The sequence below is a fragment of the Devosia sp. A16 genome (assembly GCF_001402915.1).
Taxonomy (GTDB): Bacteria; Pseudomonadota; Alphaproteobacteria; order Rhizobiales; family Devosiaceae; genus Devosia_A.
In genome coordinates this window covers 495,481-521,341 of sequence record NZ_CP012945.1, presented here as the reverse complement: position 1 = coordinate 521,341, position 25,861 = coordinate 495,481, and the positions used below count along the sequence as shown (strand labels likewise).

Here is a 25,861-nt window from a genome sequence, read left to right as displayed (position 1 = left end):
CCGGCGCGACACCACGAGGAGGACCACACATGTTGAGACGAACCCTGATGGCTTCGGCCGCCGCCCTGGCCGCCGCCGGACTGCTCACCGCGCCAACCCTGGCCAAGGCGCAGACCTTGACGGTCTGGGCCACCGATCAGCTCGCCGATCCGCTGGTCGCCGAGGTCTGGAACAAGCTCAAGGCCGATTTCGAGGCGGCCAATCCCGGCGTTACCGTGGAGTATATGCCGCCCACCGGCACCATCTCGAACGGCGCGGTGCAGGCCGCCATCCAGTCCGACGCCGGCCCCGATGTCCTGCTCACCAATTCCGGCATCGGCCGCGTCACCACTGTGGTCAATGCCAAGCTGATCCAGCCGCTCACCGCGCATTACGCGGATATGGGCTGGAAGGACAAGATCTTCCCCTGGCTCTACGACATCCTCGCCAGCCAGTTCGGCGGCGAGATCTATGAGGTGCCGGACGGCATCGATGCGATCGGGCTCTGGTACCACAAGGACCTGTTTGCCGAGAACGGCTGGACCATCGGCGGCAGCTGGACCGATTTCGAGGCGCTGCTACAGAAGATCAAGGACAAGGGGCTCGAGCCGCTGGCCGTCGGGCCGCGCAACAACGCCAATGGCGGCCACCTGATGGGAAATTTCCTGCAGGCCGCCGCCGGCTCCAGCGTGATGGGCGAGGTGGTGACGGCCAGGAAGCCGTGGACCGATGCCGAACCGCTGCTCGGGGCGCAGCGCGTCGCCGACTTCGCCAAGAAGGGTTACATCAGCGCACAGATGGCGGGGCTCGACCTCGAGGCGGCGACGCGGCTGTGGACCAACAAGCGCGCCGCAATCTTCTTCGGCGGGCCGTGGTTCATCGGCAATGCGCGCAAGAACGAGTATCCGATCGACAATATGGGCTTTGCCACTATCCCCACCGACATTGCCGGGGAGAGCAAGCCGACCGGCGGCATCGGCTGGAGCTGGATGATCCCGGTCAGTTCCAAGCAGCCCGAGCTCGCCGCCAAGTGGATCGACTTCATTCTCTCCGACGAGGTGATGCGGTTCCGCGCCGAACACAAGACCGGCACGCAGATCTCGCCGCGCGCCATGCCCGACCTCAACCCGGCAGTGCCTGTGATGGCCGAGGTGTTCGCGGCAGCCGCCAACGGGGTGGGCTTCAACCCGTCGGTCTACATGCCCGGCGCGGCCCTCGACACCTATTTCCAGGTGATCCAGGGCCTGATCGGCGGCCAGGTCTCGGCCGAGGACGGCATGGCGCAGATCCAGGCGAAGATCCCGGCGCTTTGACGTGCTGACTGACAGAGACGGCCCCCTCCCATCCTCCCCCATGAAGGGGGAGGTGCCCCGCCGGTGCGTTGGGCACAATCGAAGCCACAGCCTCGACCTTCACCTCCCCCTTTATGGGGGAGGCCGGGAGGGGGCCGTCTGTCTCAACGAGAACCATAGATGACCCGCCTCACCACCACAGCCGACGCCGCGGACCTCCGCACCTCCGCCGCCCCTCGCCGTCGCCGCGCCGATGGGGCGCGTGACGGGTTCGGCGCGGCTTTCGTGCTGATGCTGCCGGCGATCGCGCTCTATGCGCTGTTCAGCCTGACGCCGATCGTCGCCACGATCTGGATCAGCTTCACCAATTCGGGCGGCTTCAATACCGAGGCCAGCTTCGTCGGCCTCGACAACTACGTGCGCGCCACCGAGGACCCGATCATCTGGCAGAGTCTGGGCCGGACCTTCCTGTGGCTCGGCTACCATGTGGTGCTGGCCGGTGGCCTGGGGCTCGCGCTGGCGCTGGCGATCGGCCGGCTGAGCCGCACCCGGGTGTTCTTTCGCACCGCTTTCTTCCTGCCGCACCTCGTCTCCTTGGCCGTAGTGGGGGTGATCTGGGCAAATATCTACGATCCGTTCTACGGGCTCATCAACACGGCACTGACCCAATGGGGCTTGGCGAGCTGGGCCAAGGGCTGGCTGTCGGACCCGCTGCTGGTGCTGTTCTCGGTGAATGTCGCGAGCTCCTGGCAGGGCTTCGGGCTCTACATGCTGCTGTTCATCGCCGGGCTGCAGAACATCGATCATACCCTCTACGAGGCGGCCGAGATCGACGGCGCCAATGCTTGGCAGAAGCTCTGGAACGTGACGCTGCCCGGCCTCAGCGAAGTGATGACGTTCGTCCTGTCGCTCGCCATGATCAACGGGCTCAAGGGCTTTGCCACGGTGTTCGTGATGACCAATGGCGGACCGTTCTATGCCAGCGAGATCATCACCACCTACATCTACCGGCTCGCCTTCCAGGCGCAGGACCATGGGCTTGCCGCGGTGCTCTGCATCCTTATGAGCGTCCTCGCCATCACCATCACCGTTACCTTCAATCGCTGGCGCGCGAGGGCATCCGCATGAGTACCCGCAAGCCCTCCGAGTGGCCGATGGTGCTGCTGCTGCTGCCGGTCTTCGCCATCATCCTCGGGCCATTCCTGTGGCTCGTGGTCTCCAGCCTCAAGACCGAGGCGGAGATCGGTCGCGGCGATCCGTTCGCGCTGCCCAAGCAGCTGATGTGGCAGAACTACGCCGATGCCTGGAATGTCGGCGGCTTCGGCTCGTTGATCGGCAACAGCCTGATCAATGTGGCGGGCGTGGTGGTGCTGACGCTGGTCGTCTGCGCGCCCGCCGGTTACGCGCTGGCCAAGATACGCTTTCCCGGTCGTGAATGGACCTTCTATGCCTTCATCTTCGGGCTCACCATCCCGATCCAGGCGATCATCATTCCGCTCTACCAGGTGCTGTTCAACCTGGGGTTGATCAACTCGATGGCGGGCGTGGTGCTGGCGCAGGTGTCGAACGGCATCCCGTTCGGGCTTTTCCTGATGCGAAGCTTCTTTCTCGGCGTGCCGAACGAGTTGAGCGAAGCGGCCAAGATCGACGGGGCCAACCACTTCCAGATCCTGACCCGGGTGTTCCTGCCGCTGTCGCAGCCGGCCATCTCGGCGCTGCTGATCATCTCGGCGCTCTCGACCTGGAACGATTTCTTCCTGCCGCTGGTGGTGCTGATCAGCCCGGGCAACCAGACGTTGCCGTTGGGGCTGGTGCGGTTCGCCTCGACCTATAGCACCGACTTCCGGCTGGTGTTCTCGGGCACCGTCATCACCTTCCTGCCGGTGATCATCCTCTACATCCTCACCCAGAGGCGCTTCACCGAAGGCCTCACCCAAGGCGCATTGAAAGGCTGAGCCATGCCGCATCACGTCCAGCGGGAGATCCGCTACAACTTCGAATACCAGCGGCGGCTGAAGGCCTGCTTCATCGGGGCAGGGGGGCACGCCTACCGCAATGTCTACCCCACATTCCGCTACGCGCCGGTGGACCTCGCCGCCATCTGCGATCTCAGCAAGGAGCGAGCCGACGGCTTCGCCCGGGTGTTCGGAGCCGAACGGACCTATACCGACCACCGCGCGATGCTCGCCGCCGAGCAGCCGGACGTGGTGTTCATCGTTACCAGCTACACCAGGGACGGGCATGTGCAGGCGACGCAGCTCGCCAAGGATGTGGTCGAAGCCGGGGCGCATGTCTGGATGGAAAAGCCGACGGCGGCGAGCCGGGCCGAAGTCGAGGAGCTGATCGCGGTCTCCAGGCGCACCGGCAGGACCATCATGACCGGCCTCAAGAAGACCTTCTTCCCGGCGATCGAGAAGCTCAAGGATATCGTCAGCGCGCCCGAGTTCGGCCGGCTGACCTCGCTGGTGGTGCGCTACCCGCAGGCGCTGCCGCCGCCCGACCAGCGGGGCGACCTCGTCGCCATGCAGTCGGTGATCGACCATATCTACCATCCGGGGGCGATCATCAGTTTCCTCGCGGGCGAGATCGAACGGGCAAGTTTCGAATGGGCCGAACCGACCGGCGCCACCATTGCCAGCCTCAAGTTCAGGTCAGGCGCCATCGGCGCGCTGCACTTCAGCGCCGGGCAGAGCTGGGGCGGGCCGCTCGAACGGGTCGAGGCGATCGGCGAGGGCAGCCACGCGGTGGTCGAGAACGGCGTGAAGCTGACGCATTACCGCAAGGCCAAGCTGCCGAGCTATGGCCGGGCCGCGAGCTGGATCCAGCCCGAGGAGAGCGCCACGGTGGTGTACGAGCCGGAATTCTCGTTGGGCCAGCTCTACAACAACAACATGTTCACGCTGGGCTACGTGCCGGAAGTGCTGCACTTCTGCGAAGCGGTGCTGGAGGGGCGGGCAGTGACCAAGGGAACTCTGGAGACGGCGCTCGAGATCATGAAACTCTACGACTTCTACGCAACGACGCCGCATGGCGTTGCGGCGGCGCTGTGAGCAGGGAGAAGGCCATGACGATCGAGACCTTCGTTTCCCGCGCCGCCGATGGCGAGCGGGTCGAAACCGGCTGGGGCGAGCTCAACTGGAAGATCACCGACAAGTCGATGGACGGCACCGAGATGACCTTCGGCACCTGCTTCATCAAGCCGGGCGAACGCAACCCGCTCCACTCGCATCCCAATTGCGAGGAGTTCCTCTATGTCGTCTCGGGCGCCTGCGAACACAAGCTGGGCGACGAGACGGTGCAACTGGCGGCCGGCGACACCATCCGCATCCCGCGCAACGTCCGGCACTGGGCCAGGGCGCTGGGGAGCGAGCCGGTCTTCGCGCTGATCATGTTCTCGTCCGGCAAGCGCCACGCGGTCGATCATGAGGGTGGCGGGGTGGCGTGAGCGGGACCCGCTCAGCCCAGGCTCGCGAGCGCCAGATAGGGGATGGCCCAGGCGATGAGACAGCCGAGGTAAAGCAGGGAGAGTCCGAACTGGCGTCGCATTTGAAGGGTCCTAATCAGCGCGCAGGCGGCGCAGGGTGGATTGCAGGCGGATGAAGGCCGACCGGACGTCGGCGATCCGGCTCTGGGCCGGCTCGTCAGCGACGACGCGTTCGAATTCCTCGTAGCTGCGGCTCACCTCATCGAGGAGATCGCGAAGGTCGGCGAACTGCGCCGAGCGGTCGGCGCCTGAACTGGCGCGGGAGAGGATCATGGCGCTGGCTCTGGCGGCCCGCTGGTTCCACTCTCCCAGTTGGGTAACGAAGGGCCTCAGGACCTGGCGGGCGCGGCGGTCGGCAAGCTGGGCGTAGGTGCCGCCCGGTTTGACGGAAGAGGTGGCGAACTGGTGCACGCTGGAACACTCCATTAGGGGAAGGTGCCGGCGGCGGATGGAGGTCGCGCCTCCATCCGCCCCTGCTCTGCCGGATCGGGCGCGAAGGGCAGAACAGTCGCCGGAGGCAGGCGCCGGAGCGCCCGCATGGCCCGCTGCCCAGGGGAGGAGCACGGGCCGGTTTTGGACGCTACTGGCCGTCGGGCTTCACATCGACGGTGACCTTGGGAACGTCGACATCCACGGTGCGCGAGCCACCATTGGGATTGACGAAAACGAAGAAACCGACAACCAGCAGGACGACCACGATGATGCCTGCAATGATACCGATGCCGGAGCTACCGCCACCGCCATTGTCGATGATTGTTGCCATCGCTCATTCTCCTTGTGCTGGCGGGGAGGTAACGACGCCGATCGCCTGCGGTTCCAAATTTATCTTGTAAAATCAAAGCTGTAAGCAAGTTGACGCCGCGTGTCAGCGGGATGTCAGCTTCGGCCGGATTCAGCTCGCGGCAGGTGCCGGCAGGCGGACCTCGACCTCGAGGCCGGCGCCGGCGCCGCGGCGCCAGGTGATGGTGCCGCCGTTGAGCCGGGTGATCTCCCGCGCGATGGCGAGCCCGAAACCCGAGCCGGAGCGGGTCTCGTCGAGCCGGCGCCCCCGCTGGCCCAGAAGCGCGATCTGTTCGTCGGTGAGGCCGGGGCCGTCGTCGCAGACCACGAAGCGCGCCTGATCCTCGATGCGGCTGCTGGTGACCCTCACCTCCGACTTCGCCCATCGTCCGGCGTTCTCGAGGATGACTCCGACCAGCTCCATCAGGTCGTGCGGATCGATGTCAGCATCGACCCGATCACCCTCGAGGTGCCAGTAAAGCTCGGCGCCGCGGCCGGTCTTGCGCATCACGGCGACGCTGCGGATGAGCATCTGGTCCACCGAGGTGACGAATCCCACGGTCTTGCTGCGAATGCGCAGGTGGCTGAGCCGCATCTGGTAGTCGATGCGATCGGCCATTTCGGTGCTGAGCAGCTCCAGCGCCGAGGCATTCTCGCCATCGCCCCGTTCGCGCAGCCGCCCTGCGGTGGCGCGGATCACCGCCAGCGGCGTCTTTAGGCCATGCGCCAGGTCGTCGGCGCGTTCGCGGCTCAGCCGCAGGGTGCGCTCGTTCACCTCCAGCAGTTCGTTGACCTCATCGACCAGCGGTGCGAACTCGAGCGGATAGCGGCCCTCGAGTTTGTTGGCGCCACCGCTGGCGATCGAGGCGACACGCTGGCGGAGCTGATCGAGCGGGGTGAGGCTGAGCTGCAGCACCAGCCAGGCGGCCAGCAAGAGGGCCGCCGCGACCGCGAGGAGGGCAACGGCGATCTGCGAGGCGAACGTGCCGATGCTGTGCCCGCGCAGCTCGACGTTCTCGGCCACCGCGAGACGAAGCCGGTGCTGCGGCGTGCCGGTGGTGATGTCGCGAACCAGCAGCGAAAGCGTCTGTCCGGCGGGGCCGGGGACGGTGGTGAGCACCGCGTCGCCGGCGCGCGGATCGGGCAGCCGAAGCTCGGCATCCCAGAGCGAGCGCGAGCGCAGCACCTCGCCGGAGTCGAGATCGACGATCTGATAGTAGAGGCCGCCTGCCGGCTTCTGGTAGCGCGGATCGGGGAGAGCGGGCTCGGCAAGCGATGGCGAGCTGGCTATCGCAAGGGTCAGCTGGTCGAGGCTGGCGCCGAGATCTTCGAGCTGATCGCGCTGCACGGTGGCCGCAAACACCAGGACGATGCCGACCCCTGCAAGGCAGAGGGCAATGATCGACCATAGCGCGACGCCGGCGAACAGCCGCGTGCGCAGGGAGTATCCACTCACCTTTCGGCCCCGGGGATCACATAGCCGAAGCCGCGCCTGGTTTCGATCACCCTGGAGCCCAGCCGCTTGCGGACACGCGCTACCAGTTGCTCGATGGCGTTGGGATCGCGGTCGGCGGCCTCGTCGTAGAGATGGTCGGCGAGAGCGATTTGCGAAATCGCCTGACCGCGGTGATGCAGCAGGTGCAGCAGGAGCCTCAGTTCGAGTGGTCCGAGATCTACCGGCACACCGTCCCGGGTGACCTGCATCTGCCGGCTGTCGAGCACGTAGGGTCCGAACTGCAGTCGCGACGACGCCAGCCCGTTGGCGCGGCGCACGATGGCGCGCACCCGCGCCAGCACTTCCTCCATCTGGAAGGGCTTGACCACATAGTCGTCGGCGCCGGCTTCGATGGCCTCGACCTTCTCCTCCCAGCGCCCGCGCGCCGTCAGCACCAGGACGGGTGAACGGCGGTCGGCACTGCGCCAGCGCTTCAGCACGCTGAGGCCATCGAGGGTGGGGAGACCAAGATCGAGAATGATGGTGTCGAAGTCCTCGGTGTCGCCGCGATACCAGGCCACCTCTCCGTCAGCTTCGACATCGACGATGAAGCCGGCCCGCTCAAGAGTTGTGCTGAGCGGCTCGGCGATCCGGTCGTCGTCTTCGGCAATCAGTACTTTCATGGTCGCACCCGCAGGGGCTTGCCGCTCCTGGCATCGACGAGGACGTGACGGACCTCGCCGGAAGACTCGAGCACCGTAACGTCGTAGACGAGGCGACCGGAGAGGCGGCGCGGTGTGATGCCGAGCATGCGTCCACTGGAAACCTGCGCCACTGCGGCCAGCACCTGGTCGAGATCAACCGAGTCTTCCGACTGCACCTGGTTGAGCGTCAATTCGGCGTCGGCGTCGGTCGATGGCAGGTGGAGGCCGTTGCCATTGCCATTGCCATTGTTCTCGCCCGGGCCGTTGCGCTTCCCGTTGCCGTTGCCGTTGCCATTGCCGTCCTTCTGGCTGCTGCTCTGCTGGCCCTGGGGGCTCGCATTCGAACTCGCCGCTGCCCAAGCCTGCGCGGACAGGCCTGAAGCAAGAAGGCAGAGGGTGAGAAGAACAAGAACATTCCGACGCATCTGCTGAACCTAACCTGCCCCACCTGACATTTGCCTGTTATCAGCAACCGGCAAGGCGCCGTCCGGGTTGCACGGCACGCGCCGGCGACCGCCGAAGATTTGCAAGCATCTGGCATGGGCACCCGTTCATCTGCAAATGCCGGTGGCGGAATGGCCGGGGGCGCGCGCATCGTCAGCGAAAGCGGCGCTGCCGACTCCATTCGGGGGGATGCCGGCAGCGCCTTGGCGAGTCCCCCGTTGCGAGGGCTCGGACTAGCTGTGGTGATGCCTGAAACGGACGGGGAGCGAGCGGGCTTGGCTGTCGGCTGCTCCCCGTCCATCTGCAAGGCCGGCCCGCAGGCCGAAGAAGGTGAACGACCGGCCGGTTTGGACGCAGGGTGGACTGCCCGGCCAACCGTTCGATCCGATCGATAGCAGGCCGAACCTGTCAGCCGCCTGACATGGTGTGGCGATCAGGCCACGAGCGGCGGGTCACTCCCCGTCGGGCCCATCCTCGAGCCACTGATCGTATTTGCGCTCGCGGCGATGCCGGTCGAGGGCGCGCAGGTAGTATTCGTCGTGTCGGCCATGCGGACGACCGTCCTGTTCCCAGAGAAAATAGGCGGTTTTGCGCACCGCTTCCCGGAAGGCCTCATCCTCGGGCGGCGGGGCAGGCCCATTGGTCTTGTCGGGCTCGCGGCTCATGTTGCCCTCAACGTCACGCTCAGGGTGAGGTTGCATTCGTGCAACATCATGGCCGAGCCTTGCGGCGGTGCTACGAAAGTACCCTATCGGCCCCGCATATCTGCCTTGAACAGAACGCAAATCAGCGCGAAGACATAATTCTTCCTCTGGTTCTACCGGGCCGAGTCTGTCCGCCAATATTCCGGCGAGGGCAGGCCCTCAAAGCTTTATGTCTGGACCCTCAAATTGAGCTCGAATGCTCCGCGCAGCGCCTATTCGCCTGGCGATGCAATGTCACATGTCGATGCCGCACAGCAGGGCAAGGGGCTGACCACCCTGTGGCGCATCATGGTGCTGACCTGGCGTCACCCCTGGATGGTGGTGATCACCATCCTTTCCTGCTTCATCTCCTCGGCGCTGCAACTGGCGACGCCGGTGCTGCTGGGGCAGGCGGTGGATCGCGCCGAGGGTGTGCTGGATGGCGGCGTCGGGGCGATCGATGCGCTGTGGACCATCGCGATCGTCCTGCTGGTGGTGTCGATCCTGCGCGGCCTGTTCACGATGTCGATGAACTACTTTGGCGAAGCGGTGGGCCATCACACGGCCTATGAACTGCGCCTCGCGGTGTACGAGAAGATCCAGCGGCTCAGCTTCTCCTACCACGACAGGGTGCATACCGGCGATCTGATTACCGTGGGCATGCTCGACCTCGAAGGCGTGCGCATGTTCTTTGCCACGGGCCTGTTGCGCGTCGTGCTGCTGGGCACGCTGATCGGGGTCGGCGCCTATATGCTGATCTCGACGGATTGGATTCTCGGGCTCCTGGCGCTCAGCTTCGCGCCGTTCGTGGCGGTCAATTCCTCGCTCACTCAGCTCAAGCTCCGCGCCACCTGGCTGGTGCTGCAGGAGCGGCTGCAGGATCTGAGCCGCGTCATGGAAGAGAACCTGGGCGGCATCCGCGTGGTGCGCGCCTTTGCCGGCGCCATGCACGAGATGAAGAAATACAACGCCGCCTCCGACGCGGCACTCGAGCTGGCGCACCAGCGGGTCAATATCCGCGTCAACTCGACCTCGCTGATGAACATCAGTTTCTTCGCCTCGATGGCGCTGGTGCTGTGGTATGGCGGCGAGCGCGTCATTGCCGGCGAGATGACCGTGGGTACGCTCGCTTCCTTCCTCACCTTCATGACGATCCTGCAGATGCCGGTGCGCCAGCTTGGCCTTCTGGTCAATTCGTTCGCCCGCGCCTCGACCTGCGGCAACCGCCTGTTCGCCTTCCTCGACCTCGAGATCGAGATCAAGGACGAGCCGGGCGCCAAGCCGCTGAAGCTTTCCGAAGGCACGCTGAAGTTCGAGAACGTCGACTTCGCCTATCCCTCGGCGCCGTTCCGTCCGGTGCTGACAGGTGTGTCGTTCGAGGGTCGCAAGGGCGAGACCATCGGCATCGTCGGCAAGCCGGGCTCGGGCAAATCCACCATCGCTCACCTGATTCCGCGCTTTTACGACGTGACCGGCGGGCGGGTGACGATCGACGGGCAGGACGTACGCGCGGTGACGCTGGCGAGCCTGCGCAAAGCGGTGGCGGTGGTGCAGCAGGACAGCTTCCTGTTCACCACCAATATCGAGAACAACATCGCCTATGGCGACCCCTGGGCCAAGGGGGCGCGTATCGCCAGCGCCTCGGAATACGCGCAGCTGCACAACTACATCATCGGGCTGCCCACCGGTTACGAAACCATCGTGGGCGAGCGCGGGGTGTCGCTGTCGGGCGGACAGCGCCAGCGCCTCAACATCGCGCGCTCGCTGATGCTGAGACCCTCGGTGATGGTGTTCGACGACAGCACCGCGGCGGTCGATGCCGGCACCGAGCAGCGCATCCGCACCGCGATGAAGCGCTTCGCCAAGGACCGCGTCACCCTCATCATCTCGCATCGGCTGAGCTCGCTGATGCATGCCGACCAGATCCTGTTCATCGACGAGGGCCAGATCGTCGAGCGCGGCACACATGAAGAACTGCTGGCGCTCGGCGGCCGCTACCGCGCGCTCTACGACCTCCAGGTGAAGCCTGGCGACGACCAGCTGGAGGCTGCCGAATGACCGAGGCCACACTCAATACCGAAGACGACAGCGAAGACCGCAACCGCCGTCCGCCCCGTGCCGTGGTCGGCTCCAGCCTCGACCGCGAGGAAGAGGTGTTCGGCAAGGCGTACGACCCCAAGATCGTGCGCCGCATCTGGGCCTTCGTGAAGCCGTATCGCAACCAGATCTACCTGTCGGTGGCGGCGGTGCTGGTGTTCACGCTTACCTCGCTCGCCTTCCCGCTGGTGATCCGCTACGCCATCGACAATGGCATGGCGCAGGGCGGCGGCGGCCGCGTGGTGCTGCTCTGGTGCATCGCCGGGTTTGCCGGGCTGATCCTCATCAACTTCGTCGCCTCCTGGATCCAGGAGACGGTGGTGGGCAAGGCCGCCGAGAACGTGCTGTTCGACATGCGGCGCGCCATGTTCGCCCACCTGCAGCACGTATCGCTCAGCTGGATGGACAAGACCGAAGTCGGCCGGCTGATGTCGCGCCTGATGGGCGATGTGAACTCCATGCAGGAGTTCCTTGAAACCTCGGTGCTTTCGGTCGGCGATATCGTGCTGCTGTTCGGCATCGTCGGGGTGCTGCTGTGGCTCGATCCGATGCTCGGGCTGATCACCATGGCGACCATGCCGATCCTGTTCATCGTGCGCCTGTTCTGGCTGCCCCCGGCCAAGGTCAGCTTCATGGCGGCGCACCACACCAATTCGTCGGCCAACGGGGCGCTGGCCGAAGGCATCAACGGCGTGCGCACGGTGCAGAGCCTCGATCGTCAGCAGGTCAATTTCGACCTCTACGAGGAAAAGGCCCGGGCCAATCTCAAGGCGCACCTGCGCGCCGCCAAGTTCGCCCAGGTGATGGTGCCGATCGTCGATACGCTCACCGGCATTTCCATGGCCTCTGTGATCGTGGTCGGCGGCCAGATGGTGCTGGGCCGCGAGCTCGATGTCGGCGTCATGGTGGCGTTCCTGTTCTACATCCAGCGCTTCTTCGATCCGATCCGTTCGCTGACCATGCAGTACTCGGTGTTCCAGCGCGCCATGTCGTCGGGCACCCGCATCGTCGAAGTGCTCGATGTGCCGGTCAATATCGAGGACAAGCCCGATGCCTTCCCGTTGACTGCGGGGATGGATGGCTCGGTCGAGTTCAAGGATGTCACCTTCGGCTACCGCAAGGGGCTGCCGGTGCTGAAGAATGTGAGCTTCCGGGTCAATCCGGGCGAGACCGTCGCCATTGTCGGCCCCACCGGCTCGGGCAAATCGAGCTGCATGTCGCTGGTGCACCGCTTCTACGACGTGTGGGACGGTTCGGTGACCGTGGGGGGGCACGACGTGCGCGACGTTACCCAGGATTCCCTGGGCGAGCAGGTGGCCATGGTGCTGCAGGAGCCGTTCCTGTTCACCGGCACGGTGATCGAGAACATCCGCTACAACAAGGAGAGCGCCACCCGCGAGCAGGTGATCGAGGCGGCCAAGGCGGTGGGCGCGCATGATTTCATCATGTCGCTGGCCGATGGCTACGACACGCGGCTCGAGCAGCGCGGCGGCAACCTGTCGCTCGGGCAGCGCCAGCTGATCAGCTTCGCCCGGGCGCTGGTGGCCGATGCCAAGATCCTCGTCCTCGACGAGGCGACGGCGAACATCGACAGCTATACCGAAATGCTGATCCAGCGGGCGCTGAAGCGGCTGCTCGAAGGCCGTACCGGCCTCGTCATCGCGCACCGCCTCGCCACCATCCGCGGCGCCGACCGCATCATCGTCCTGCAGAACGGCGAGCTGCTGGAGTCGGGCAACCACGACCAGCTGATGGAAAAGCAGGGGCTCTATTCCAGGCTCTACACCATGAACTACTTGAGCTTCGACGACCTGCCGGAGAACGCCGAGGACAATGCCGGCGCGGCAGTGGGCAAGGCGACCTAGGGGCGAGCCTGGCGGATACTCCGCAGGCAGGCGGGCCTGCATTCGAGCTCGGTGTCTGCGGCCCCCCTCCCAACCTCCCCCACAAGGGGGGAGGTGCCGTTGTGAGTATGAGGCGCGTTCCAGCCCAGCCCGCCGGTGCGGCACCTCCCCCTTGATGGGGGAGGCCGGGAGGGGGTGGGGCAGTCGGCACATGGCGTGGGCGGCAGCGTCGTAAGAAGAGTCCATCCACTTAGGGATGGCGTCGTCGTCGTCGCTCCTCTTCTATGTCACGCGAAACCCATGGAGATTCGCGATGACCGCATTGCCCGACCACACCCTCAACGATGGCACCACGCTTCCGGCTGTGGGACTCGGGACCTATGCGTTGCGCGGCATTGCCGGGGCCGAGGGTATGGCCGAGGCGCTGCGCGAAGGCTATCGGCTGCTCGATTCCGCGGTGAACTACGAGAACGAGGGGGCGGTCGGCAAAGCGGTACGCATGTCCGGGGTGCCGCGCGAACAGATCCGCGTCACCTCCAAGCTCCCTGGCCGGCACCACAAGAAGCCGAACGTCACCTGGGCGATCGAGGAATCGCTGCTGCGTTCCGGGCTCGACTATCTCGATCTCTACCTGATCCACTGGCCCAATCCGAGCCAGCAGCTGTTCGTCGAGGCCTGGGAGGGAATGATCGAGGCGCGCGAGCGCGGACTGGTGCGTTCGATCGGTGTGTCGAACTTCCTGCCCGAGCATCTCGACCAGTTGATCGAAAAGACCGGCGTGGCGCCCAGCGTCAACCAGATCGAGCTCCACCCCTATTTCAATCAGCCCGAGCAGCGCGCCGCCGACAAGGCGCGCGGCATCCTCACCGAGGCGTGGACGCCGATCGGCAAGGGCACGGGACTACTGGCCGAACCGGCGGTGGCCGCTGCCGCCAACAAGCACGGCCGCACCCCGGCTCAAGTGGTGCTGCGCTGGCACCTGCAACTGGGAGTGCTGCCGATCCCCAAATCGGCCACGCCGTCGCGCCGCCGCGAGAACCTCGAGCTGGCAGGCTTTCAGCTGGACGACGCCGACATGGCGGCGATCAACGCGTTCAGCCGGCCTGACGGCCGGCTGTTCGACGGCGACCCGCGCACGCATGAAGAGTTCTGACGCCAAAACAGTCAAAGCGGCCGCATCGTCCTAACGGCAGCGCTATTTGTGGAGTTTTCAGCGCCGTAAAGAAGTGATTAACTAGACGACTACTGCTGTACGACTTTCCCGCGAAAGCGTTTCGGAGCACCGATGAACTGGCTGGTCAGAATCCTGGCAACGACATTGATTGTGCTCACCGCGTCGGCGGCTGCCCTGGCGGCGCCGGCCGGGTCGGCTGTGGGCGTCGACCCGGCGGCGGAGATCAATTCGACCGACGGGCCGCGCACGCTTGTGGTGGGCGCCGACGTCTTTCTGGGCGATCTGATCCGCACCAGTACGGGCGGCTCGGCGCAGATTCTGTTTGCGGATGGCACCAGGCTGGTGGTCGGGCCCGGATCCAGCCTCAGGATCGAGGATTACCTGCTGCGCGCCGACGGCTCGGCGGGCAAGATGGTGATCGGGGCGCTGGCCGGCACGTTCCGCTTCGCCTCGGGCAACGCGCCCAAGGATCGCTACAGCATCAAGACGCCGAGCGGCACCATCGGTATCCGCGGCACCGCCTTCGACCTGGTGGTCGACGGCCCGAAATCGACGCGGGTGCTGATGTATTCGGGCAGCACGCAACTGTGCACCCGCACCGGCGAATGTGCAGTGATCTCCGACACCTGCGAGATGGGGGAGATGACCCGCCACACGGCGACTTCTCTGGGGCTCAGCACCACCCTGGACAGCGCCGCCCGCAAGCAGCTGCGCAAGGTGTTCGTCTATGGCGCCGCGCAGCAGCGACTCGAGTCTCCATTCCGCATGAAGCAGGCAAGGAACTGCCTCACTTCCGCGCTGGGGCTTTCGCGCACCCGTGCCGCCCACCCGGAACGCGCTACCGAGGAGCGGCCGGCGCCGGTGTCCACCGGAGGGGGAGTGCCAACTACCGGCGGGTCGCCGCCAACTACGGAACCGCCACCGCCCCCGCCGCCGCCGCCGCCGAGCAGCGGGGGAGAGTGCGCCGGCCATAGCAACCCCAACCCCGGCAATTCGCAGAACTGCAGCCACTAGGACGCGTTCGCCGCCCGCGTCAGACGACGAACCGGAAAGCCTCACCGTCGCGAACGATGTGGCCGGCAGTGGGGGCGGCGAAATGGGTGCCGATGACGAGGATCGGCTCGTCGGCCCATTGCTCGAACAGGCGCCAGCGGGTGCCGCGGGCCAGCGCCGGGTCGATATCGGCGAGGGTCCAGTCGGGATGCGCCATCTGGCAGGGATGGTGGATCATGTCGCCGGTGATCACCGCGCGCTGGCCTTCCGAGGCGATCAGCACACTGACATGGCCGGGCGTGTGGCCGTTCGACGGCGTGAGCCGAATCTCGGGCGACAGCACATGGTCCTGCTCGACCAGCTGCACGAGGCCGGCGGTGAAGATCGGCCTGATGCTGTCGGCCATTGCCGCCACCTGCTCGGCCTCGTCGATGCCTTTCCAGAACTCGTACTCGGCCCGTCCGATCAGGTAGCGCGCCCTCGGGAAGGTCGGCACCCAGCGGCCGGCCTCGAGCATGGTGTTCCAGCCGATATGGTCGACGTCGAGATGGGTGCAGACCACGGCGTCGACGCTGTCCCGGGTCCATCCGGCTTCGCCCAGTTGAGCGAGGAACGGCGTTGAGAGCGCTTCGCCGCCGGTGAACTCGCGCGGCCGATCATTGCCCACGCAGGTATCGACCACCAGCCGTATCCCCGGCGCCTCGACCAGCAGCGCATGCACGGAGAGGTTGAGGGTACTGTCGTCAGCGCTGACGAAATGCGGGTAGAGCCAGGGCAATTGGCGAAGCGCCTCGGGCGTTGCCTCGGCGATGACGCCTGATGGCACCGGCAGGTCCATTTCGACGATGCGGGTGATCTTCACCCGGCCCACCTGCCAGCTCAGCACGGCCGATCCTTGGGGCGCCGGGGTCACGCGGGGACGTAGCTCAGCAACAGCACGTCGCCGTCCACCCGTTCGCTGCCCTTGAGCCTCAGCGGCGGGCGGGGGCCGGCGAAGAACGGGTCGCCCGAACCCAGCACCACCGGGTGGAGGTAGATGCGATATTCGTCGATCAACCCCAGCTCGGTGAGGCTTTTCGCCAGCACCGGCCCGCCGGCTTCGATCTCGCCGTCATGCTCGGCCTTGAGCCGGCGCACCGCGGTTTCGAGATCGCCGGCCAGCAGAGTGGCGTTGGGGCCGACCGAGTTCAGGGTTTTCGAAACGACGAATTTGGGGGTATCGCGCCAGGCGGCGGCGAAGTCGCGTTCCTCGGGGCCCCAGTCGTCCTGCTCTTCGTCCCAGTAGCGCATGATCTCGTAGAGCTTGCGACCGTAGAGGCTCGCGGCATTGTTGCGGGCCTGCTCGATGAAGTGCCGGAACAGTACCGGGCTCGGGGCGAATTTCATGTAGTCGACATAGCCGTCGAGCGACTGGTTCATTCCAAATACGAGCTTGGCCATGGCGGGCTCCAATCGAGGGGCGGCGATCCGGCGGGGTCGCGTTCATCTGCGCCGGTGCCTGTGCTAGCAGCCGATCGCGGGCAGGAACCACCTCTATTTTGCAACCGGTTGTGCGGCGCAGCCGCAGCACACGATGGCGATGCCTCCCGGCAGGCCTGTCACGCGACCGAGGCCTTGGCCGCTTCGATCACCTGGCGGATGGAGGCGCCGAGGTCCGTCGCGTCGGTGGATGCCGTTGCCGTGGCCCATGGCATTCCTTCGACCACATGGGTGCCGCGGGACGAAAGGCCGATGCCGGTCGGGGTGGTTTCCAGCGATACGGTGAGGCTGTGACTGGTGAAGGCGCGGACCGATCTGGCTCCGCTCACCTGATAGACGCGCCAATCGGTCAGCTTGCGCTCGCGCCGAAGGGGAGGGCGCCGTTTCACCATCTCGACGAGATGACGCAGCGCAACAGCACCGAGTTCGGTGTCGCTGACCTCGATCGGCAGCACCGTCGGCTCGCCGACCTCCATGCTTATCTCACCCGGCGCCGTTATGACGGAGGTGACGATAAAGCTGCGATCCGAGTAGCAATAGACGGTTGCCCAGAGCTCCATGCCCAAGCGGCGCCGCCGTGTTTCCACCGTGTCGCCCGATGAGGCGTGACTGTTCCCCCGCAGCGCCTGCAGCAATTTGTCGAACATCGCTTCCTCCTGCCGTGTGACAATAAGCCAAGCGAGGGTGAGGCAAAGCGAGGTTCGCCGGCTTGGTTGCAGCGATCTTAAGTCGGCCCTGGAATGTGACTTTTAGTCCACCTAAAATTCCTGTTGCTGCCATCACATTTTCCCCACACAAATCAGCGACGCGTGCCACTGTTCAGGCACGGGGGCATAAATGGGCGATCTCAACGAACTCCGCGGCCGCATCCGGGCCGCCATTCTGGCCGACGAGGCTGAGACCATCGCGCGGCTCACCGCCGACGCGGCACTCACGCAGGACGACCGCGCCGCCATCGGGCAGCGGGCGCTGAAGCTGGTGGAAAAGGTGCGGGCGGCGCAGTCGAGCGGCATGCTCGAAGCCTTCCTCGCCGAGTATTCGCTGTCGACCGACGAGGGCATCGCGCTGATGTGCCTCGCCGAGGCACTGCTGCGGGTGCCCGACAACCGCACCATCGACGACTTGATCGAAGACAAGATCGCGCCGTCGCGCTGGGCCGAGCATCTCGACCGCGCCAATTCGGCGCTGGTCAACGTCTCGACCCTGGCGCTGACGCTCACCGGTTCGGTGCTGCGCGAGGGTGGGGCGGGGATCGCCGGCACCATCAAGAATTTCGTGCAGCGCATCGGCGAGCCGGTGATCCGCTCCGCCGTGATGCAGGCGATGAAGATCCTGGGGTCGCAGTTCGTGCTCGGCCGCGACATCGAAGAGGCGACCCGCATCGCCAAGAAGGCCGAGCGCGACGGCTTCACCTATTCCTACGACATGCTGGGCGAGGCGGCCCGCACCGAGGCCGACGCCAAGCGCTATCGCGCCGCCTATGCCGAGGCCATCGCGGTGCTCGCCACCCGTTCGACCGCCGGTTCGGTGCGCGACAACCCGGGCGTCTCGGTCAAACTTTCGGCGCTGCATCCACGCTACGAGTTCATGAAGCGCGAGCGGGTGATGGGCGAGCTGGTGGAGCGAACGCTCGCCCTCGCCATGATGGCGCGCGGCGCCAATATGGGCTTCAACATCGATGCCGAGGAGGCCGACCGGCTCGACCTCAGCCTCGACGTCATCGCCGCAGTGCTGGCCGACGAGCGGCTCAGTGGTTGGGACGGTTTCGGCGTCGTGGTGCAGGCCTATGGGCAGCGCGCCAGCCATGTCATCGACTGGCTCGAGGCCCTGGCCGAGCAACTCGACCGGCGCATCATGGTGCGGCTGGTGAAGGGCGCCTATTGGGACAGCGAGATCAAGCGCGCCCAGGTGCTGGGGCTCTCAGGTTTCCCGGTGTTCACCAGGAAGCCCGCGACAGATGTCAGCTACATCGCCAACGCCAAGCGGCTGTTGTCGAAGACCGGGCGGATTTACCCGCAGTTCGCCACCCACAATGCGCACACCGTTGCGGCGGTGCTGGAGCTGGCGCAGCGGCTGGGGGTCGGCAACGACGCCTTCGAGTTCCAGCGCCTGCATGGCATGGGCGAGCGGCTGCACGAAATCATCCACGACGAGCAGCAGACCCGCACCCGCATTTATGCGCCGGTGGGACGGCATGCCGATCTCCTGGCTTACCTGGTGCGGCGCCTGCTCGAGAACGGCGCCAACGGCTCGTTCGTCAACATGATCGCCGATCGCGACGTCCCGGCTGCCGCGGTGGTGCAGGATCCATTCGAGGCGGTGGCCAGCGCCGTCGCCAAGGTGCGGGCGCCGGCAGAGCTGTTCGCGCCGCACCGTCGCAACTCGCGCGGCCATGATCTCACTGACCCGCTGGCGGTCAACTACCTGCTCGCCGACCGCGACCGCTTCCGGCCGAGCGAAAAGCGCTGGCACGCCGTGCCGGCCTCGCTGGTGGCCGGCAGCCAGGGCGAGACCTTCACCATTGTGAGCCCTGCCACCGGTGAGCCGGTGGGTGAGGCGATCGGAGCCGGGCCGGAGACGCTGGAACTGGCCATCGCCACGGCGCGCGACGCGGCGCCAAGCTGGGCGGCGCGGCCGGTGGCCGAGCGGGCGCTGCTGCTTCGGCAGGTGGCCGATCTCTACGAGGACAATGCGGCCGAGTTCTTCGCGCTCTGCGCCCGCGAGGCGGGCAAGACGCTCAACGATGCAGTGAGCGAAGTGCGCGAAGCGGTGGATTTCCTTCGCTATTACGCCGCCGAGGCGGAAGCGAGCGAACCGCGCCAGCCGCTCGGAGTGTTCGTCTGCATCTCGCCGTGGAATTTCCCGCTCGCCATCTTCACCGGCCAGATCGCCGCGGCGCTGGTGGCCGGCAATACCGTCCTCGCCAAGCCGGCCGAGACCACGCCGCTGATCGCGGCGCTGGCGGTGCGGCTGATGGTGCAGGCCGGCATTCCCGAGGACGTGGTGCAACTGGTGCCGGGTTCCGGCGCGGTGGTGGGCAGCGCGCTCACCTCCGATCCGCGCATCGACGGGGTGTGCTTTACCGGCTCGCTCGCCACCGCCAAGGCGATCGACGTCAAGATGGCCGACCACCTCGCCGCCGGCGCGGCGCTGATTGCCGAGACGGGCGGGCTCAACGCCATGATCGTCGACTCCACCGCTCTGCCCGAGCAGGCGGTGCGCGACATCCTCGCTTCCGCCTTCCAGTCGGCGGGGCAGCGCTGCTCGGCGCTGCGCATCCTCTATGTGCAGGAAGACGCTGCAGAGCGGACGCTCGAAATGCTCTATGGCGCCATGGACGAGCTGAAGCTCGGCGACCCCTGGGATCTTTCGGTCGATATCGGCCCGGTGATCGACCAGAAGGCAAAGGCGAAAATGGACGCCTATATCGCCGACTTCGCCGCCCGCGACGCGGTGCTGCACCAGCTCGCGGCGCCGGAGCAGGGGACGTTCGTTCCGCCGACGGTGCTGAAGGTCTCGGGCATTGCCGAGATGAAGGAAGAGATTTTCGGGCCGGTGCTGCATGTTGCGACCTTCAAGGCCGAGGAACTCGACGCGGTGGTCGCCGCCATCAACGCCTCGGGCTACGGGCTGACCTTCGGGCTCCATACCCGCATCGACGGGCGGGTCGAGGAGCTCTCCGACCGGATCCGGGCCGGCAATATCTATGTCAACCGCAACCAGATCGGAGCGGTGGTCGGCTCACAGCCGTTCGGCGGCGAGGGGCTTTCCGGCACCGGCCCCAAGGCGGGCGGGCCGAATTACCTGAAGCGCTTCTGGCGCCCGGCCGAGGCGTTCGAACCCTCGACCGGGGTCAACCCGCTCTCCGGCCTCTCGATCGGCTTTGCCATCGCGGCGGTCGACCAGGTGAAGATCGGCATCGAGCGGGTGGGGATCGAGCCGGCGCAGGAACTGTTGCCCGGCCCGACCGGCGAATCCAACACGCTCTACACCTGGCCGCGCGGCGTGGTGCTCTGCCTCGGCCCCGATACCCAAAGCGCCCTGCAGCAGGCGACGCTGGCGCTCGAGCAGGGCAATGGCGTGCTGGTGGTCGCCCCCGGGGCCAGCAAGATCGCCGAGGCGCTGGGCGCCAACGGCGAACCGATCGGCGGGCTGGACAAGAAGCTCAGCCCCGCCGCGATCGAAGCCGGGCTCAACGTCGACGCCATCATGCATTTCGGCACCGACGCGGATTTGAGGCCGTGGCGGCAGGCGCTGAGCCGGCGCGAGGGGACGATTATCCCGCTGATCACCCGGCCGAGCGATGCAGAACGGCTGATCACCGAGCGGCACGTGTGCATCGACACGACGGCGAGTGGCGGCAATGCGGAGTTGTTGGCGGGGCTGTAACTGACGGCAGGCAGACGGCCCCCTCCCATCCTCCCCCATAAAGGGGGAGGTGCCCCGCCGGTGCGTCAGGCACGATCGACGACAGAGCCTCGACTCTTCACCTCCCCCTTCATGGGGGAGGCCGGGAGGGGGCCGTCTCTGTCAGTCGGGAAAGCCTAAATCGCCCGCCCATCCTGCGCAAACACGTGATACCGCGCCGGATCGACATAGGCCGTCAGTGTCGAGCCCAGCTCCAGCGGCCGCTGTCCATCGACCGCTATTGTCAGCGGCTGGCCGTCCGCCGTGGTGGTGTAGACCATGGTCTGGCCGCCAAGCTGCTCGACCAGGTCGACCTTCACCTTGGCGAGCTCGACGCCGGTGCCCTCGTTGATGCCGATATGCTCGGGCCGGACCCCGAAGGTCACGGCATCGCCGGCGCCGACCTGGCGGTTGACCACGATTTCGCTGCCGCCGGCCCGGAGTTTTGCCCCCGCGCCATCGGCGCTTTCCACCTTGGCGTCGAGGAAGTTCATCTTCGGCGAGCCGATGAAGCCGGCGACGAAGCGGTTGCGCGGGTGGTTGTAGAGCTCGAGCGGGGCGCCGACCTGTTCGATGATGCCGGCCTGCAGCACCACGATCTTGTCGGCCATGGTCATCGCCTCGACCTGGTCGTGCGTGACGTAGATCATGGTGTTGCCGAGGTCGTTGTGGAGTTTGGCGATCTCCACCCGCATCTGCACGCGCAGCTCCGCATCGAGGTTGCTGAGCGGCTCGTCGAACAGGAAGATGCGCGGCTCGCGCACGATCGCCCGGCCGATGGCGACGCGCTGGCGCTGGCCGCCCGAGAGCTGCTTGGGCTTGCGTTTGAGCAGCGGCTCGATGCGCAGGATCTCCGCTGCCTTCTGCACCCGCTGCTGGATTTCGGGCTTGGGCACCCGTGCCGTCTCGAGCCCGAAGGCAAGGTTCTGGTAGACGCTCATGTGCGGATAAAGGGCGTAGCTCTGGAACACCATGGCGATGCCGCGCCGCGCCGCCGGCACCTCGTTCATGCGCTCGCCATCGATCAACAGGCTGCCGCCGGAGATAGGCTCGAGCCCGGCGATCATCCGCAGCAGGGTGGATTTGCCGCAACCCGAGGGCCCGACGAACACCGTGAACTCACCGGGATCGATGGTGAGGTCGATCCCGTGGATCACCTCCACGTCGCCATAACGCTTCTCGACCTGCTGCAGGACAACGCTGGTGGACATCAGATGCTCTCCTCCACAGGGGCAGTGCAATTGCCCACCGGGTCATTCCCGCGAAAGCGGGAAACTCTGTTTGGGGTGCTCGCGGCACACTCCGAAACGGAGGTTCCCGCTTTCGCGGGAATGACTCCGTGGGTGGGGCGGCAACTCTTCATCGAAACCCCTCCGGCAGCCAGCTGCGGTATTTCGGGTGGGCCGAAGTCACCGGGAAGCTGACCTCCTGGTGCGTTTCCGACGAATGGTAGAAGGCGGTGACGATTTCCAGCGCGCGGCGCGAGTCCCTGGTGGTCACCGGCATCGGCGCCAGGCCCTCGAGCGCATCCCAGAAGCGGCGCATCTGCGTCTCGAAGCGCGACGGCACGTCCTGCCAATCGGCAAGCAGCGCATCGATCTTCGCCTTGGTCTCGTCGTTGCGCGGCAGGATCTTCCAGGGCAGCTTGCCGGGGTTATAGGCCTCGTGGTCACTCTCGAAAGTGACGTGCTCGAAGGCCAGCCGGATGCGGCTGATTTCATCGGCCGAGCCGAGCGTGGCGGTGAAGCTGGCGAGCGCGCCACTCTCCATCTCCAGCGAAGCCGAGATGCAGTCTTCCACCTCGATGGCGTTCACCCGCGTCGCCACCCGGCCGAACAGGCTTTTCGGCTCGCCCATCAGGTAGGTGAAGATATCGTGCGGGTGGATCGCATGGGTCATCAACACGCCACCGAGTTCGGTCTTCCACTTGCCGCGCCAGGGCACGGTGTAATAATCCGGCCCGCGCCGCCACAGCGTCTCGACGGTGCCGACATACGGCTTGCCGGCGATCCCCGCCTCGATGATGCGCTTGACCTGCTCGATGCCGTTGCCGAAGCGATACTGGAACACCGGCATCAGCTTGCCGCGGCTCTGCGCTTCGAGCGCGATGATCTCGTCGACTTCGGCGAGCGAGCCGACCAGCGGCTTCTCGCAGACCACGTGCTTGCCGGCCTTGAGCCCCGCGACCAGCATCGGATGGTGCACCATGGGCGGGGTGCAGATATCGATGATGTCGAGATCGTCCATCTTCAGCAGGTCGTCAAAGTTCTCGACCCGCCGTTCGATGCCGAACTCGTCGGCGAGCGCGTTGCGCCGCACGGGGTCGAGATCGCAGATGGCGATGACCTTGAAGCGGTCCTTGTTGGTCTCGTAGCCCTCGACGATGTGGCTCTTGCCGATGCCGCCGCCCACTACAGCGACTGTGTAAACCCTGCTCATTGCTGCCAAACCGTCCCGACTTCAGCCAGTTTCTGCGCCGTCAGCGCCAGTTCCATCGCCTTGAAGGCGCGCACCTGCGGCATCGCCGTCTCGGTGCGGTTGAGCACGTCGGCGATCAGCTGCCGTCCGTAGGGCAGGTCCTGGTCCGAGCAATCGATGTGCCGGGTGCCGGTCTTGTCGACGAGGAACAGGTGATCGGTGCCCGGCCGCCCGGCGATGTCGATATATTTGCGGAGCTCGATATAGCCCTCGGTGCCGAGGATGGTGAGCCGCCCGTCGCCCCAGGTGGGGAGCCCCGCTGGGGTGAACCAATCCACCCGCACGTAGCCGGTGGTCGTGGGTGTTCTGAGGTGCATGTCGCCGACATCCTGCAGCCCGGGTCTATTGGGATTGGCGCGGTTGTTCACCGAGGCCGACACCACTTCGGCATCAGTGTCGGTGCCGGAAAAGAACAGGAACTGCTCGCACTGGTGGCTGCCGATATCGCAGAGGATGCCGCCATAGAGCTGGCGATCGAAGAACCACTCCGGCCGCTGGTTGTTGCGGATGGCATGCGGCCCGAGCCCGACGGTGTTGATCACCTGGCCGATGGCCCCGGCCTTGACCAGCTCGCCGGCCCTGACGGTGGAGCGGGTCTCGAAATGCTCGGAATAGCAGACCGAATAGATGCGGCCGGTCTCGGCCTGCACCCGCTTGATCTCGGCCAGCTGCTCGAGGCTGGTCATCCCCGGCTTGTCGCTCATCACGTCCTTGCCATGCCGCATCGCCGCAATCGAGATGGCGGCGCGCTCGGAGAGGATGGCGGCGGTCATCACCAGTGCGATTGTGGGGTCTTCGAGGATGGCCCGCTGGTCGGCGACCCGCTTCGCCTGCGGGTACTTGGCGCTGAACTCGGCGGCGAGATCATCCTCGGGCGAATGAAAGGCGACAAGCTCGGCGCCCTCGCGCAGCAGGCAGTTCACCTGGCCGTAGATATGGGAATGGTTGAGGCCGATGGCGGCGAATTTGATGGGCATTATCACTACTGCTGAGTTTGAGCGGATTGCGGCGAAGCCGACTCTTCACCTCCCCCTTCATGGGGGAGGCCGGGAGGGGGTCGTCTTGGGTTGCGGGTGGGCGTCTTTCCGGCAAGCGCGGAACTCAGGACAGTGAACACCCCATCCTCGTTCTGCACTACGTCATCATTGGAGAAGCGCAGCACGGCATAGCCCTCGTAGCGCAGGAACTCATCGCGGAGCGCGTCGGCTTCCTGGGTGTGGCCATGAGTTTCGCCATCGACCTCGATCACCAGTCGCGCTGCATGGCAGGCGAAGTCGACATAGTAGGGGCCGATCTGCTCCTGTCGGCGGAAATGGTGGCCGGCGCTGCGGAACGTGTGAAGCAGCCGCCACATCCGGCGCTCGGGTACGGTGGGATTGACGCGTAGCTCTCTTTCGCGGCGGGTGCTCATGGGGTGATGGAACCGCGGCAGACGGCCCCCTCCCATCCTCCCCCATGAAGGGGGAGGTGCCGCATCGAGTGATTTGCACGATCGAAGACAGAGCCCCTACTCTTCACCTCCCCCTTTATGGGGGAGGCCGGGAGGGGGCCGTCTCTGTCAGTCGGCACCAGCGAAGCGAAGCGTGATGTCACCGCTTCATCCCCGTCGTCGCGATCCCTTCGATCAGCAGGCGCTGGAAGAACAGGAAGAACAGGAAGATCGGCACCAGCGACAACACGCTCATGGCGAATAATCCGCCGAAGTCGCTTTCGCCGGTCGAGTCGGTGAAGGTCCTCAGCCCCAGCATCACGGTGTATTGCTTCATCTCGTTGAGGTAGATCAGCGGGGCGAAGAAATCGTCCCAGGTCCAGATGAAGGTGAAGATGGCGGCGGTCGCCAGCACCGGGGTGGAGAGGGGCAGCATCACTTTCCAGTAGATGCGCCAGGCCGAGCAGCCGTCCATCATGGCGGCTTCGTCGAGCTCGCGCGGGATGCCCCGGAAGAACTGCACCATCAGGAAGACGAAGAAGGCGTCGACGGCGAGGAATTTCGGCGCCACCAGCGGCAGGATGGTGTTGACCCAGCCTAACTCGCGGAACAGCACATATTGCGGGATCAGCGTCACCTGGCCGGGCAGCATCAGCGTCATCAGCATCATGGCGAACCAGAAGTTCCGCCCCTTGAAGCGCAGCCGCGCGAAGGCGAAGGCCGCCATCGAGCAGGCGATGAGGTTGCCGATGACGCAGGTGATCGAGATCACCAGCGAGTTCCAGAAGAAGGTGCCGAAGCTGATGCGCAGGCCATTCCAGCCGCGGAAATAGCTGTCGAGGCTCCAGCTCGAGGGGATCAGCGTGCCCGAGAAGATCTCGTTCTCCGGCCGGAACGAGGCCGAGAGCATCCAGAGCAGCGGGTAGAGCATCAGGATCGAAGCGCCGATCAGCGCCACATGCGCGACGACGCTGAGGATGCGCTTGCGCAGCAGCCGCGCGGGCGAAGCCTCGGTGACGACGGTCAGGCGCGGGGCAGGGGCGGTGACGGTCATCGGGCGGCTCCCCTTACGGCAGTCGTAAGTCGGCAGTCGGCAGTTGGTCTGCCGCTGCGATTGCCGATTGCCGACTGCCGACTGCCGATAAGGAGCGAAGCGACG

The 25,861-nt window shown here is 65.8% G+C and carries 24 protein-coding genes; 10 read left to right on the top strand and 14 right to left on the bottom strand.

What is annotated here, in order from left to right; translation table 11 throughout:
- Nucleotides 1-29 precede the first annotated feature (29 nt).
- From APS40_RS02525 to APS40_RS02505, 5 genes are all read left to right on the top strand, one after another.
- Nucleotides 30-1,292, top strand: coding sequence for an ABC transporter substrate-binding protein (locus APS40_RS02525; RefSeq protein WP_055045557.1), 1,263 nt, complete (start codon nt 30-32; stop codon nt 1,290-1,292).
- 159 nt (nt 1,293-1,451) lie between these two features.
- The gene (locus tag APS40_RS02520) at nt 1,452-2,399 is read left to right on the top strand and encodes a carbohydrate ABC transporter permease (RefSeq protein WP_055045556.1); all 948 of its coding nucleotides are present in this window, start codon (nt 1,452-1,454) and stop codon (nt 2,397-2,399) included.
- Nucleotides 2,396-3,226, top strand: coding sequence for a carbohydrate ABC transporter permease (locus APS40_RS02515; protein ID WP_055045555.1), 831 nt, complete (start codon nt 2,396-2,398; stop codon nt 3,224-3,226). Before APS40_RS02520 ends, APS40_RS02515 begins: the two co-directional genes overlap by 4 nt.
- Nucleotides 3,227-3,229: 3 nt before the next feature.
- Nucleotides 3,230-4,321: a Gfo/Idh/MocA family protein gene (locus tag APS40_RS02510; RefSeq protein ID WP_055045554.1), complete on the top strand. Its 1,092-nt coding sequence runs from the start codon at nt 3,230-3,232 to the stop codon at nt 4,319-4,321.
- Nucleotides 4,322-4,335: 14 nt separating this feature from the next.
- On the top strand, nt 4,336-4,716 hold the full coding sequence (locus APS40_RS02505; RefSeq protein ID WP_055045553.1) for a cupin domain-containing protein: 381 nt from the start codon (nt 4,336-4,338) through the stop codon (nt 4,714-4,716).
- A gap of 111 nt (nt 4,717-4,827) precedes the next feature.
- Here APS40_RS02505 and APS40_RS02500 read toward each other — a convergent pair whose 3' ends face one another.
- From APS40_RS02500 to APS40_RS02475, 6 genes are all read right to left on the bottom strand, one after another.
- The gene (locus tag APS40_RS02500; protein WP_156342800.1) at nt 4,828-5,166 is read right to left on the bottom strand and encodes a hypothetical protein; all 339 of its coding nucleotides are present in this window, start codon (nt 5,164-5,166) and stop codon (nt 4,828-4,830) included.
- A gap of 169 nt (nt 5,167-5,335) precedes the next feature.
- Nucleotides 5,336-5,518, bottom strand: a complete 183-nt coding sequence (locus APS40_RS02495; protein ID WP_055045551.1) for a hypothetical protein — start codon at nt 5,516-5,518, stop codon at nt 5,336-5,338.
- A 129-nt stretch (nt 5,519-5,647) separates the two neighbouring features.
- On the bottom strand, nt 5,648-6,991 hold the full coding sequence (locus APS40_RS02490) for a sensor histidine kinase (protein WP_055045550.1): 1,344 nt from the start codon (nt 6,989-6,991) through the stop codon (nt 5,648-5,650).
- On the bottom strand, nt 6,988-7,653 hold the full coding sequence (locus tag APS40_RS02485; RefSeq protein ID WP_055045549.1) for a response regulator transcription factor: 666 nt from the start codon (nt 7,651-7,653) through the stop codon (nt 6,988-6,990). The genes APS40_RS02490 and APS40_RS02485 overlap by 4 nt, the downstream gene beginning before the upstream one ends.
- Complete coding sequence (locus tag APS40_RS02480) at nt 7,650-8,099, bottom strand: PepSY domain-containing protein (RefSeq protein ID WP_055045548.1); 450 nt, start codon at nt 8,097-8,099, stop codon at nt 7,650-7,652. Before APS40_RS02480 ends, APS40_RS02485 begins: the two co-directional genes overlap by 4 nt.
- Before the next feature lie 471 nt (nt 8,100-8,570).
- Nucleotides 8,571-8,783 carry a DUF2934 domain-containing protein gene (locus APS40_RS02475; protein ID WP_055045547.1) on the bottom strand — a complete coding sequence of 71 codons (213 nt, stop codon included), beginning with the start codon at nt 8,781-8,783 and terminating at the stop codon, nt 8,571-8,573.
- A gap of 225 nt (nt 8,784-9,008) precedes the next feature.
- On the opposite strand from APS40_RS02475, the gene APS40_RS02470 reads away from it, so the two are divergent.
- The 4 genes from APS40_RS02470 to APS40_RS02455 all read left to right on the top strand — a co-directional run bounded on the left by APS40_RS02470 (nt 9,009) and on the right by APS40_RS02455 (nt 14,930).
- A complete protein-coding gene (locus tag APS40_RS02470) occupies nt 9,009-10,859 on the top strand; it encodes an ABC transporter ATP-binding protein (protein WP_082434141.1) in 1,851 nt (616 codons plus the stop codon).
- Nucleotides 10,856-12,763, top strand: a complete 1,908-nt coding sequence (locus tag APS40_RS02465) for an ABC transporter ATP-binding protein (protein WP_055045545.1) — start codon at nt 10,856-10,858, stop codon at nt 12,761-12,763. The genes APS40_RS02470 and APS40_RS02465 overlap by 4 nt, the downstream gene beginning before the upstream one ends.
- Nucleotides 12,764-13,055: 292 nt before the next feature.
- Nucleotides 13,056-13,895, top strand: coding sequence for an aldo/keto reductase (locus APS40_RS02460; RefSeq protein WP_055045544.1), 840 nt, complete (start codon nt 13,056-13,058; stop codon nt 13,893-13,895).
- Nucleotides 13,896-14,027: 132 nt separating this feature from the next.
- Complete coding sequence (locus tag APS40_RS02455; RefSeq protein ID WP_055045543.1) at nt 14,028-14,930, top strand: FecR family protein; 903 nt, start codon at nt 14,028-14,030, stop codon at nt 14,928-14,930.
- Between the two features lie 19 nt (nt 14,931-14,949).
- Here the strand turns inward: APS40_RS02455 and APS40_RS02450 are convergent, their stop codons facing one another.
- The 3 genes from APS40_RS02450 to APS40_RS02440 all read right to left on the bottom strand — a co-directional run bounded on the left by APS40_RS02450 (nt 14,950) and on the right by APS40_RS02440 (nt 17,035).
- On the bottom strand, nt 14,950-15,795 hold the full coding sequence (locus tag APS40_RS02450; RefSeq protein WP_335338175.1) for an MBL fold metallo-hydrolase: 846 nt from the start codon (nt 15,793-15,795) through the stop codon (nt 14,950-14,952).
- A 23-nt stretch (nt 15,796-15,818) separates the two neighbouring features.
- A complete protein-coding gene (locus APS40_RS02445) occupies nt 15,819-16,349 on the bottom strand; it encodes a dihydrofolate reductase family protein (RefSeq protein WP_055045542.1) in 531 nt (176 codons plus the stop codon).
- Nucleotides 16,350-16,507: 158 nt separating this feature from the next.
- Nucleotides 16,508-17,035, bottom strand: a complete 528-nt coding sequence (locus tag APS40_RS02440; protein WP_055045541.1) for a hypothetical protein — start codon at nt 17,033-17,035, stop codon at nt 16,508-16,510.
- Nucleotides 17,036-17,225: 190 nt separating this feature from the next.
- Between APS40_RS02440 and putA the strand changes: the two genes are divergently transcribed.
- Nucleotides 17,226-20,777 (top strand): bifunctional proline dehydrogenase/L-glutamate gamma-semialdehyde dehydrogenase PutA, encoded by a 3,552-nt coding sequence (putA, locus tag APS40_RS02435; RefSeq protein ID WP_055045540.1) that lies wholly within the window; start codon nt 17,226-17,228, stop codon nt 20,775-20,777.
- 155 nt (nt 20,778-20,932) lie between these two features.
- On the opposite strand, the gene APS40_RS02430 is transcribed toward putA, so the two are convergent.
- The 5 genes from APS40_RS02430 to APS40_RS02410 form a co-directional block, all read right to left on the bottom strand.
- Nucleotides 20,933-22,006: an ABC transporter ATP-binding protein gene (locus APS40_RS02430; protein WP_055045539.1), complete on the bottom strand. Its 1,074-nt coding sequence runs from the start codon at nt 22,004-22,006 to the stop codon at nt 20,933-20,935.
- 148 nt (nt 22,007-22,154) lie between these two features.
- Nucleotides 22,155-23,234 carry a Gfo/Idh/MocA family protein gene (locus tag APS40_RS02425; protein WP_055045538.1) on the bottom strand — a complete coding sequence of 360 codons (1,080 nt, stop codon included), beginning with the start codon at nt 23,232-23,234 and terminating at the stop codon, nt 22,155-22,157.
- Nucleotides 23,231-24,253 carry a Gfo/Idh/MocA family protein gene (locus tag APS40_RS02420; RefSeq protein ID WP_156343078.1) on the bottom strand — a complete coding sequence of 341 codons (1,023 nt, stop codon included), beginning with the start codon at nt 24,251-24,253 and terminating at the stop codon, nt 23,231-23,233. Before APS40_RS02420 ends, APS40_RS02425 begins: the two co-directional genes overlap by 4 nt.
- A gap of 2 nt (nt 24,254-24,255) precedes the next feature.
- The gene (locus tag APS40_RS24360; protein WP_082434140.1) at nt 24,256-24,684 is read right to left on the bottom strand and encodes an endonuclease domain-containing protein; all 429 of its coding nucleotides are present in this window, start codon (nt 24,682-24,684) and stop codon (nt 24,256-24,258) included.
- A gap of 178 nt (nt 24,685-24,862) precedes the next feature.
- Entirely contained in the window at nt 24,863-25,756 is an 894-nt protein-coding gene (locus APS40_RS02410) for a carbohydrate ABC transporter permease (protein WP_055045535.1), read from the bottom strand.
- Between the last annotated feature and the right edge of the window lie 105 nt (nt 25,757-25,861).

Excerpts from the sequence above, each read along its gene's own strand:
- APS40_RS02495 (WP_055045551.1), bottom strand. The coding sequence starts at position 5,518 with ATGGCAACAATCATCGACAATGGCGGTGGCGGTAGCTCCGGCATCGGT.
- APS40_RS02445 (WP_055045542.1), bottom strand. The coding sequence starts at position 16,349 with ATGGCCAAGCTCGTATTTGGAATGAACCAGTCGCTCGACGGCTATGTC.
- APS40_RS02465 (WP_055045545.1), top strand. The coding sequence starts at position 10,856 with ATGACCGAGGCCACACTCAATACCGAAGACGACAGCGAAGACCGCAAC.
- APS40_RS02515 (WP_055045555.1), top strand. The coding sequence starts at position 2,396 with ATGAGTACCCGCAAGCCCTCCGAGTGGCCGATGGTGCTGCTGCTGCTG.
- APS40_RS02430 (WP_055045539.1), bottom strand. The coding sequence starts at position 22,006 with ATGTCCACCAGCGTTGTCCTGCAGCAGGTCGAGAAGCGTTATGGCGAC.
- putA (WP_055045540.1), top strand. The coding sequence starts at position 17,226 with ATGGGCGATCTCAACGAACTCCGCGGCCGCATCCGGGCCGCCATTCTG.
- APS40_RS02475 (WP_055045547.1), bottom strand. The coding sequence starts at position 8,783 with ATGAGCCGCGAGCCCGACAAGACCAATGGGCCTGCCCCGCCGCCCGAG.
- APS40_RS02460 (WP_055045544.1), top strand. The coding sequence starts at position 13,056 with ATGACCGCATTGCCCGACCACACCCTCAACGATGGCACCACGCTTCCG.
- APS40_RS24360 (WP_082434140.1), bottom strand. The coding sequence starts at position 24,684 with ATGAGCACCCGCCGCGAAAGAGAGCTACGCGTCAATCCCACCGTACCC.
- APS40_RS02510 (WP_055045554.1), top strand. The coding sequence starts at position 3,230 with ATGCCGCATCACGTCCAGCGGGAGATCCGCTACAACTTCGAATACCAG.
- APS40_RS02425 (WP_055045538.1), bottom strand. The coding sequence starts at position 23,234 with ATGAGCAGGGTTTACACAGTCGCTGTAGTGGGCGGCGGCATCGGCAAG.
- APS40_RS02480 (WP_055045548.1), bottom strand. The coding sequence starts at position 8,099 with ATGCGTCGGAATGTTCTTGTTCTTCTCACCCTCTGCCTTCTTGCTTCA.
- APS40_RS02525 (WP_055045557.1), top strand. The coding sequence starts at position 30 with ATGTTGAGACGAACCCTGATGGCTTCGGCCGCCGCCCTGGCCGCCGCC.
- APS40_RS02505 (WP_055045553.1), top strand. The coding sequence starts at position 4,336 with ATGACGATCGAGACCTTCGTTTCCCGCGCCGCCGATGGCGAGCGGGTC.
- APS40_RS02455 (WP_055045543.1), top strand. The coding sequence starts at position 14,028 with ATGAACTGGCTGGTCAGAATCCTGGCAACGACATTGATTGTGCTCACC.
- APS40_RS02440 (WP_055045541.1), bottom strand. The coding sequence starts at position 17,035 with ATGTTCGACAAATTGCTGCAGGCGCTGCGGGGGAACAGTCACGCCTCA.
- APS40_RS02485 (WP_055045549.1), bottom strand. The coding sequence starts at position 7,653 with ATGAAAGTACTGATTGCCGAAGACGACGACCGGATCGCCGAGCCGCTC.
- APS40_RS02410 (WP_055045535.1), bottom strand. The coding sequence starts at position 25,756 with ATGACCGTCACCGCCCCTGCCCCGCGCCTGACCGTCGTCACCGAGGCT.
- APS40_RS02520 (WP_055045556.1), top strand. The coding sequence starts at position 1,452 with ATGACCCGCCTCACCACCACAGCCGACGCCGCGGACCTCCGCACCTCC.